This window comes from Nonomuraea sp. B10E15 (assembly GCF_039871615.1).
Lineage (GTDB): Bacteria > Actinomycetota > Actinomycetes > Streptosporangiales > Streptosporangiaceae > Nonomuraea.
Window position 1 is genome coordinate 1997825 of record NZ_JBDPMB010000001.1, and the last position, 9333, is coordinate 2007157.

9 protein-coding genes are annotated in these 9333 nt (G+C 68.6%); 2 read left to right on the plus strand and 7 right to left on the minus strand.

Annotation, left to right across the window (positions count from 1 at the left end; genetic code table 11):
• Positions 1 to 11: 11 nt before the first annotated feature.
• From ABGB14_RS09125 to ABGB14_RS09145, 5 genes are read right to left on the minus strand one after another with little or no spacing between them, the layout of a single operon-like run.
• The gene (locus ABGB14_RS09125; RefSeq protein ID WP_347643087.1) at positions 12 to 1010 is read right to left on the minus strand and encodes a LacI family DNA-binding transcriptional regulator; all 999 of its coding nucleotides are present in this window, start codon (positions 1008 to 1010) and stop codon (positions 12 to 14) included.
• Positions 991 to 2400 carry a GH1 family beta-glucosidase gene (locus ABGB14_RS09130; protein ID WP_347643088.1) on the minus strand — a complete coding sequence of 470 codons (1410 nt, stop codon included), beginning with the start codon at positions 2398 to 2400 and terminating at the stop codon, positions 991 to 993. Before ABGB14_RS09130 ends, ABGB14_RS09125 begins: the two co-directional genes overlap by 20 nt.
• Positions 2397 to 3227 carry a carbohydrate ABC transporter permease gene (locus ABGB14_RS09135; RefSeq protein ID WP_347643089.1) on the minus strand — a complete coding sequence of 277 codons (831 nt, stop codon included), beginning with the start codon at positions 3225 to 3227 and terminating at the stop codon, positions 2397 to 2399. The genes ABGB14_RS09130 and ABGB14_RS09135 overlap by 4 nt, the downstream gene beginning before the upstream one ends.
• Positions 3224 to 4180: a sugar ABC transporter permease gene (locus ABGB14_RS09140; RefSeq protein ID WP_347643090.1), complete on the minus strand. Its 957-nt coding sequence runs from the start codon at positions 4178 to 4180 to the stop codon at positions 3224 to 3226. The genes ABGB14_RS09135 and ABGB14_RS09140 overlap by 4 nt, the downstream gene beginning before the upstream one ends.
• A gap of 57 nt (positions 4181 to 4237) precedes the next feature.
• Positions 4238 to 5578 carry an extracellular solute-binding protein gene (locus tag ABGB14_RS09145; RefSeq protein ID WP_347643091.1) on the minus strand — a complete coding sequence of 447 codons (1341 nt, stop codon included), beginning with the start codon at positions 5576 to 5578 and terminating at the stop codon, positions 4238 to 4240.
• A gap of 523 nt (positions 5579 to 6101) precedes the next feature.
• Between ABGB14_RS09145 and ABGB14_RS09150 the strand changes: the two genes are divergently transcribed.
• Positions 6102 to 7043 (plus strand): RNA polymerase sigma-70 factor, encoded by a 942-nt coding sequence (locus ABGB14_RS09150; RefSeq protein WP_347643092.1) that lies wholly within the window; start codon positions 6102 to 6104, stop codon positions 7041 to 7043.
• 181 nt (positions 7044 to 7224) lie between these two features.
• Entirely contained in the window at positions 7225 to 7953 is a 729-nt protein-coding gene (locus ABGB14_RS09155; protein ID WP_347643093.1) for an SDR family NAD(P)-dependent oxidoreductase, read from the plus strand.
• 119 nt (positions 7954 to 8072) lie between these two features.
• Here the strand turns inward: ABGB14_RS09155 and ABGB14_RS09160 are convergent, their stop codons facing one another.
• Positions 8073 to 8585 (minus strand): hypothetical protein, encoded by a 513-nt coding sequence (locus ABGB14_RS09160; protein ID WP_347643094.1) that lies wholly within the window; start codon positions 8583 to 8585, stop codon positions 8073 to 8075.
• Between the two features lie 357 nt (positions 8586 to 8942).
• On the minus strand, positions 8943 to 9333 hold a 391-nt coding region (locus ABGB14_RS09165), incomplete at its 5' end, for a cytochrome P450 (protein WP_347643095.1).

The window sequence follows — 9333 nt, forward strand, 5'->3', positions numbered from 1 at the left end:
ACCCCTTCCCCTCAGGCGGACTCCCTGCGCACCAGGTGCGTGTCGAGAATGACGACGGGCTGGCGCAGCTCCTCGCCGTTGATGCGGGCGACGAGCAGCCGGGCCATCTGGCGGCCCATGGCCTCGGTCGGCTGGTGGACGGTGGTCAGCGGCGGGTCGGCGCTGAGCGCGGCCTTGGAGTCGTCGAACCCGATCACGGCCACGTCGCCGGGGATCGACCGCCCCGCGGCCTTGAGCACGCGCATCGCGCCCAGCGCCATCGGGTCGGACGCGGCGAAGACCGCGTCGAGCTCGGGATGCGTCCGCAGCAGCTCGGCCATCGCGACGGCCCCGCTCTGCTCGGAGAAGTCGCCGTAGGACACCAGCTCCGGCAGGCCCGAGGGCAGCAGCGCGTCCCGGTAGCCGGAGAGCCGGTCGACGCCCACTCCCATGTCCTGCGGGCCGGCGATCGCGGCGATCGCGCGGCGGCCGAGGCTCAGCAGGTGTTTGACCGCCTGCCGGGCCCCGGCCCTGTTGTCCATGTCCACGTAGCTGTAGGGGTCGAGGCCGACGGGCCGGCCACCGAGCACGGTGGGCACGCCCATCGCCTCCAGCCGGCCCGGCAGCGGATCGGCGCCGTGCAGCGACAGGAGCAGCACGCCGTCGACGTGCTGCCCCGTCAGGTAGTTCTCGAGTCGCTCGTGCTCCTCCGGCGACCTGGCCATGGCCAGGATCAGCTGCAGGCCTGTCTCGGCCAGCGCCGAGCCGATGCCGCGGATGGTGCCCGCGAAGTACGGCTCGTCGAAGACGCGCAGCTGCGACTCGGACACCACCAGCGCCACGGTGTCCGTGCGGCGCGTCACCAGCGCCCGCGCCGCGCGGTTGGGCACGTAGCCCAGCTCGCGTATGGCCAGCTCAACGGCCTCGCGGGCCCTGGCGCTGACGTTCGGCGAGCCGTTGATGACTCTCGACACCGTGCCCCGGCCCACCCCGGCCCGAGCCGCGACTGCCTCAAGAGTCGGTCGGTTCATGTCGCCTATTCTGCCGGATGATCTCCGAGTACCAGAGCGCGCTGTCCTTGGGCAGCCGTTCCAGCGTCTCGTAGTCCACCCGAACCAGGCCGAACCGCTTGCCGTAACCCCAGGCCCACTCGAAGTTGTCCATGAGCGACCAGGCGAAATAGCCCTCCAGGGGCACGCCCGCGTCGATGGCCTGCTTGCAGGCGCCGAGGTGCGCCTCGACGTACGCCCGCCGCTCGTGGTCGTGCACGCGGCCGTCGTCGAGCACGTCGTCGAAGGCGGCCCCGTTCTCGGCGATCACCATCGGGATCGCGGGGTAGTCGCGGGCCACCCTGGTGAGCACCTCGACCAGGCCGGACTCGTCGATCTCCCAGCCCATCGCCGTCGTCGGACGGCCGCCGTTGACGAACGACACGTGCTCGCTGCCGACCCACGGCGACCCCGTGTCCGTGGGGGCCGCGGCGGCCGACTGGGCGCCGCCTGGTGCTCCCGAGACCGTGAAGCGGCTGTAGTAGTTGACGAGCAGCACGTCGATGGGCGCGTTGACGATCTTCATGTCGCCGGGCTGGACGAAGTCCATCTCGACGGGCAGGTCGGCCAGCACGTCCTCCGGATAGCTGCCCAGCAGCAGGGCGTCCAGGAAGAACCGGTTCTGCAGGCCGTCGATGCGCCGGGCCGCGTCGAGGTCCTCCGCGCTGTCGGTGGCGGGCGTGACCGCGTACAGGTTCACGCTGCCGCCGACGCGCCGGGCGCCCATCGCCTGCACGGCCAGGCCGTGCGCCAGGTTGAGGTGGTGCGCGCCCCTGATCGCGTTCTCCGGTTCGCGCCTGCCAGGAGCGTGCTCGCCGGAGGCGTAACCGAGGAACGCGGCGCACCACGGCTCGTTGACGGTGCTGAACGTGTGCACGTGGTCCTTCAGCGCCTCGTGCACCGTCGCCGCGTAGTCGGCGAAGCAGTAGGCGACGTCGCGGTTGGGCCAGCCGCCCCTGTCCTCCAGCTCCTGGGGCAGGTCCCAGTGGTAGAGGGTCAGCCAGGGGTCGATGCCGTGCTCGCGCAGCTCGTCGGTGAGCCGCTTGTAGAAGTCGAGGCCCTTCTGGTTGATCCTGCCGGTGCCGGCCGGCTGGATGCGGGGCCAGGAGACCGAGAAGCGGTAGGCCGACAGGCCCAGCCGCGCCATGACGGCGACGTCGTCCTTGTACCGGTGGTAGTGGTCGATGGCCACGTCCGCGTTGTGCCCGTTGAGCACCCGTCCCGGCTTCCTGGTGAAGGTGTCCCAGATGGACCGCCCTCGCCCGTCCTCCTCGACGGCCCCCTCGATCTGGTAGGCCGAGGTCGCCGCGCCCCACGCGAAGCCCGCGGGGAAGCGCAGCCCGGTACGCGTCTGTTCCTCTTGTGTCGTCACGCCTTGACCGCACCTTCCATGAGTCCGCCGACGATTTGGCGGCCGAATGCGACGAATACTGCGATGAGCGGGATGATGGACAGCGCCGTTCCCGCGAAGATCAGCGAGTACTCCGTGGAGAACCTCGCGTTGAGCGAGTTGATCGCGATCTGCACGGTCGGGTTGTCCTGGTTGAGAACGATCAGAGGCCACATGTAGTCGTTCCACATGAGCATGAACGTGTTGATGCCGAGCACGGCCATGCCGGGCCTGACCGCGGGCAGCACGACGTTCCACCAGATGCGCAGCGTGGCGGCGCCGTCGACCCGGGCGGCCTCGACCAGCTCCATCGGCACGGACTGCCGCGTGTACTGCGTCATCAGGAAGACACCGAACCCGTTGAGCAGGTACGGCAGGATGACCGCCTTGAGCGTGCCCGTCCACTCCAGGCTCACCATGAGCCGGTAGAGCGGGACCACGCCCATCTGCTGCAGGGGCACCGCCATCGTCAGCAGCACGAGCAGCAGCAGCGCGTTGCGTCCCTTGAAGTTCAGGTTGGCGAACGCGAAGCCGGCCAGCGTCGAGATGATGATGACGGAGAGGGTGACGACGCTCGCCACGATGAACGAGTTGGTCAGGCCGGCCACGAACTTGGCCTCGGGGTGGTTGAGCACCGCGATGATGTTCTGGCCCAGGTTCCCGCCCGGCAGGAACTTCGGCGGGGAGGCCACCGCGTCGGAGTTCGTACGCGAGGCGATGACCAGCATCCAGTACAGCGGGAAGGCCGACAGGAAGATGGCCAGCCCGAGCAGGACCCTCGTGAGGACGGACGGTTTCCAGATGGTCATCGCGTGCCCCCGATCCTGCGCACGAACAGGAAGTTGATCGCCGCTCCGACGAGGATCAGCAGGAACAGCAGCCAGGCGGCCGCGGAGGCGTAGCCGTAGTCGAACTCGCGGAAGGCCTCCTTGTAGACGAACATGGCCACCGTCTGGAACTGGCCCTGCGACCCGCCGTCGGGATTGCCGTTGTAGAACGTCATCGGCTCCGAGAACAACGTCAGGCCGCCGATCGTGGAGTTGAGCACCACGAAGATCATGGTGGGGCGCAACATCGGCAGCGTGATCTGCCAGAACTGCCTGCGCTGGGAGGCGCCGTCGATGGAGGCGGCCTCGTACAGGTCGCGCGGGATCGTCTGCATGCCGGCCAGGAAGATGATCGCGTTGTAGCCGGTCCAGCGCCAGTCGACCATGGTGGCGATGGCGATCCATGACGGCACCCGTTCGGCCCGCCAGTTCGTGTTCTCGACGCCGAACATGCCGAGCAGCCAGTTGACCAGGCCCCAGTCGCGGGCGAACAGCTGGGTGAACACCACCGCGACGGCGACGACCGACGTGACGAGCGGCAGCAGCACGCTCATGCGGATCGCCAGCCGGAAGCGCAACCGCTTGTTCAGCGCGTTGGCCAGGAACAGCGCCAGCAACATCTGCGGGACGGTGGCCATGACGAACATGGCCACCGTGTTCACCGTGGCGCGCCAGAAGTCGTCGTCGCCCAGCAGCGCGGTGTAGTTGCCCAGCCCGGCCCACTCGGTGGTGCCGGTCAGGTCGTAGTCGTACAGCGAGTAGTAGAGCGTGAACGCCAGCGGGAACAGCCCGAAGGCGGCGAACAGCAGGAAATACGGGGACACCAGTGCGTACGGCATCGCCTTGACGTCCAGGCGGGAACGCCAGCGGCGGCCGGGCGGACGGGCGCGGCGATTACCGCTCCGCGTCGCCCGGGGAAGGGTGTCGATGCTCATAACAGACCTTTCACGGCAACGTGCCCGGCCCGCCGCGGGGCGGGCCGGGCGGGGAGATCAGCCCGCGGCCTTGACCGCGTCGTCGACCAGTTGCTGCCAGGCCTTGCCGTAGGGGACCGAGCCGTCGTCCATGCCCTGAATGACCGCCTCGGTGGCGTTCTTGACCTGGGCGTGCTTCACGCCGAGGAAGACCGGCTGGAGGCTGGCGGCGGACTTGGCGAAGATGTCACCGATGGGGGCGTCGTTGAAGTACTCGTTCTTCGCGCCCTGCACCGCCGGGTCCTGCTGGGCCTTGGTGTTGCTCGGCATGTTGCCGAAGTCGGTGAAGACGCTCGCCTGGGTCTGCGCCTGCGTCAGGTAGTCGGCGACCATGGCCGCTTCCTTCGGGTGCTTCGACTGCTTGGGCACGGCCAGCCAGGAGCCGCCCCAGTTGCCGCCGCCGCCGGGCACCGCGGCCACGTCCCACTTGCCCTTGCCGTCGTCACCGGCGTTGCCGCTGACCGCGCCGAGCATCCAGGACGGGCAGCCCAGCGTGGCGAACGCGCCCTTCTGGGTGCCCGTCGCCCACTCGTCGGTGAAGTTGCGCAGCTTGGCGGTCAGGCCGTCCTGGCTCAGCTTCTGCACGAAGTCGAACGCCGTCCTGACCGCCGGGTTCTTGTCGACGATGAGGTTGTTGTCCTTGTCGAAGTAGGAGACGTTGCCGTTCTTGGCCGCCTCCTGGTACAGCACCACCTGGTACAGCGTGTTGGTGCCGTCGGCCCACTTGGTGTCCTTGACCTTCGACTGGAACCGCTTGCCGACCTCGAGATATTCGTCCCACGTGGGCCACAGCGCGCTGACCTCGTCACGGTCGGTCGGCAGCCCGGCCTTCTCGAACAGGTCCTTGCGGTAGCACAGGCTCATGCCGCCGATGTCGGTGCCCAGGGCGAACAGCTTGCCGTCGGGGGCGACACCGTTCTCCCACTTCCACGCGGGGTAGTCGGCCTTGCGCGACTCGAGGCCGTGCTCCTTCAGGTCGGCCCACCACTCGGTGCGCGCCTTGGCCAGGCCCATGCCGCCCTCGTCGATGCCGACCACGTCGCCCGCGCCGCTGCCGGCCTGCAGCCACTGGATCATCTGCGGCCAGTACTGCTGCTCGAACTGGTCGGTCAGGTTCTCGTGCTGGATCTGGATGTCCTTGTGCTCGGCGTTCCACTTCTCGACGGCGTTCTTGTAGCCGAAGTTGGTGCCGCCGCCGAACGTCTGCACGCGGATGGTGACCGGTCCCGCAGGGGCGGACGATGCCGGCGCGCCGCTTGACTCGGAAGTGCCGCCGGAACCGCACGACGCCACGGTCAGCGCGACCGCGGCCAGGGCCGAGGCCGCGGCGAGACCGCCGCGACGCTTGCTGATCATCATGGTGGACCCCTTCTCGGGTGAATGTGTTGGGGAGAGCACCGCGGCCTCGGGTTCCGCCGCGGTGGGAGTGTTTGGGAGCGCTCCCACAAAGGGTGCACTTGCCCGCTCTGTGCGTCAATCCCGCGAAACGCAACCGTTACCAATGGTGCGGTTTATCACTGTGTAACCGGATTTATGGCCTCAAACCTCGCAAAGACCCGATTGGGAGCGCTCCCACCACAAGAGACATCTTTTGTGTCGCATCAAGGGCATGTCTCCAGCGCGGCCGTCACCGCGCCTGGCGGCAATGCCGGTCAGTTAAGGGCTTTGGGCCATGCCTGGAGACGGTTCTGACAGAGAGGGACCGGGCAGCGGTGTGCCGCGCGCATCGTCCGCACGGCGTCCTGACCGCGGCGTCGGCGCCCGGACTTTGTGACATTGCAGGCATATGACGTGTGTCACCGGTCTCGGGTGTCACACAGTGGCGGGCGTCGGCGCCTTGTGCATAGAGCAGCGATTACGGGTGGACAGGCGGGAGCCGGGTATGGACGAGCGCGGGGATGCAACGACGGGCAGCGCCGGGCCGGTGGCCGGTGGCGGCCGCATGGGCCCGGCGACCGAGGCGTTTCTCGCCCACCGCAATCTGCTGTTCACCGTCGCCTACGAGATGCTCGGCTCGGCGGCCGACGCCGAGGACGCGTTGCAGGAGGCCTGGCTACGGTGGGTCAGGGTCGACCTGGAGCAGGTGTCCGACCAGCGCGCCTACCTGGTACGGATCGTCACCCGGCGCTCGCTGGACCGGCTGCGCACCATGCGGCGCCGCAAGGAGGACTACGTCGGCTCCTGGTTGCCCGAGCCGCTGCTCACCGCGCCGGACGTGGCCGAGGACGTCGAGCTCGCCGAGAGTGTGTCGATGGCGCTGATGCTGGTCATGGAGACGCTGTCGCCGACCGAGCGGGCCGTTTTCGTGCTGCGTGAGGTCTTCGGTGTCAGTCACGAGGAGATCGCGGCCGCCGTCGGCAAGAGCTGCGCGGCCGTCCGCCAGATCGCGCACCGCGCCCGCCGGCACGTCGAGGCACGCCGCCCGCGCGAGGCGGTCTCGCCGGGCCAGGCCCGGGCGGCTCTGGAGTCGTTCCGGCGCGCGCTGGAGACCAGGGACCTGCAGGGGCTGCTGGACGTGCTCGCCCCGCAGGTCGTTCTGGTGAGCGACGGCGGCGGCGTCAAGCAGGCCGTGCCGCAGCCGATCACCGGCGCCGGCAAGGTGGCCCGCATGATCGTCAACGGTCTCGGCAGAGCCCGGATCGCGCTCACCAGCGAGCCCACCGTGGTCAACGGCAACCCGGCGCTCCTGCTCCGCGTGGACGGCGAGATCGACGGCGTCATCGCGGTCCGGGTCGAGGACGCCCGCATCACCGGCCTCTACTACGTCCGCAACCCGGCCAAGCTGACCCGCATCGCATCCGAGACCCCACTCACGCTGAGGTAGTCCGTCAGCCGCCGCGCCTTGATCACGGCATCGCGGCAGTGCGGAGCATCCCGAGCGAAGGCATCCGTTCATCGGCACACGTGCGTACCGGCCCGCCTTGTGACCACGTCAATCGGCAGTGTCACAGGAATCGGGTCGGCACCGTCACATGGCCATAAGTACAACGACGTCAGGAGAGAACATGACCTCAGTATTGATCACTGGAGCGAACAAAGGGCTGGGCTACGAGACCGCGCGTAGGCTCGGAGAGCTGGGCTGGACGGTCTTCCTCGGCTCACGTGACGAGGGTCGGGGAAGGGCCGCCGCGCAGAAGCTGGCCGCCGACGGCGCACACGTCATCATGGTTCCGTTGGACGTGACCTCGGATGAGTCGGTGGCCGGGGCTGTGCGGCTGGTCCGGGAGCACACCGACCGGATCGACGTGCTGATCAACAACGCCGGCACGCCGGGCGGCGGTGTCAACCCGGCGGACGCGACAGCCAAGGACATCCACGCCGTCTACGACACCAATGTGTACGGGCCGGTCCGGGTCACGCACGGGTTCCTGCCGCTGTTGCAGGCGGCCGACAACCCGCGGGTGGTGATGGTCACCGGCGCCGGGGGGTCTATCGCCGTCGTAACCGACCCCGCGCAAGCCGTCTCGAAGATGTACGAACTTGCCTACACCTCGTCGAAGGCGGCGTTGAACATGATCACCGTCCGATACGCCCAGGCGCTGCCGGCCATCAAGTTCAACGCCGTGACCCCCGGCGAGGTGGCCAACGGCAAGTTCACCGCCACCGACATGAACATCCACACGGGCGAGCTGACGGTCGCCGAGGGCAGCGATCCGATCATCGAGCTCGCGACGCTCGCCTCTGACGGGCCGACCGGGATCTTCATCGATCGCCTCGGCCCCATCGCCTGGTGAAAATCTGGGCGAGCGCCGGCACGAGCCGAGATGTTTCTGACAGCCATCCGTTTGCACCGACTCATGAAACAGCTTCGCCCTGGACGCGGCCCGACCGGGGCGGTGTTTCAGAGGTGTGATCACAGAGAGCTACTCTGGGGCTGGTCGCGCGGACCCGAGTGGGTGGCTCTGTTCCAGGCCAGCAGCACCGGCACTCCCGCGACCAGCCCGGCGGCGCCGGCGATCGCCAGGCCGTGCTCCGGTCCGGCCGCTTCGACGAGGAGGCCGCCGAGCAGGATGCCCAGCCCCTGGGCGGCGACCATGCCGGATGAGGCGAAGATTAGGGCGCACAACGCGGGCAGCGGAAGGCCCGGCAGCGCGACGAGTCCGATGAGGACGGTCCTGGCCACATCGCAGGCGATCGTGACTTCCCGCCGCGGGTAGCGGTCGGCCAGCCAGCCCAGCGCGGGGCCTCCGACCAGCGCGGGCACGAACGTCATCGCGTAGACGAGCGTGGTGACGGCGGCCGAGCCGCTGCGCTCGTAGGCGAGCACGGCCAGCGCGACGCGCGCCAGCTGGCTGCCCGCTCGCGACAACAACCCGCCCAGCCACAAACCGCGAAACTCGCCGATCGCGAGCACTTTGGCGTACATCGATTCCGTCCGGTCCGACTCGACTGTCCTGGCCGCCCTCGACGAACCCGCACTGCGGCAGGTCCCGCCATGCTCCGGCAACCCGCGCGGGCGGGCACCGGCTCCCCGCGGTGGGTGATGGTTCTCCCGCCTCGTTGCAGACGCCACCACTCCACCGCGGGATCACCTCATCAGGTCCAGACCGGGTCGCGTCGCATCGCCCACACCTTCCTTCGAGACGGGTTCTGGCTGGCTGGTCGCCGTTGAAGCTGTCGGCGTCCAGGGTTCATGCCGGTCACGGACCAGTGATCGTGACGTACATCCCGACACGGCTTGGCTCGGTCAGGACGCATCCGCCGAAGCCGACGCATGTCCTGTTCACCAGGTGACCGGGAGTTCGTGGGCGCCGTAGACGACGGCGTCGTTCTTGAACGGAACGTCCTCCGTCGGTGCGGCGAGCCGGAGGGCAGGGATGCGGCGGAACAGCGTGTCGAAGACGATCTGCAGTTCCATCCTGGCGAGGTTCTGGCCGAGGCACTGGTGCGGGCCGTATCCGAAGGCGAGGTGGTGGCGGGCTCCGCGCTCGATGTCCAGTTCGGCCGGGTTCGTGAATGCCGCCGGGTCCCGGTTGGCTGACAGGGCCGAGACGATGACGCCTTCGCCGGCCTTGATGCTCACCCCGCCGGTCTCCACGTCTTCGGTGGCCACCCGGGCGGTGACCGTGTCGGTGATGGTGAAGTAGCGCAGCAGTTCCTCCACGGCTGCGGGT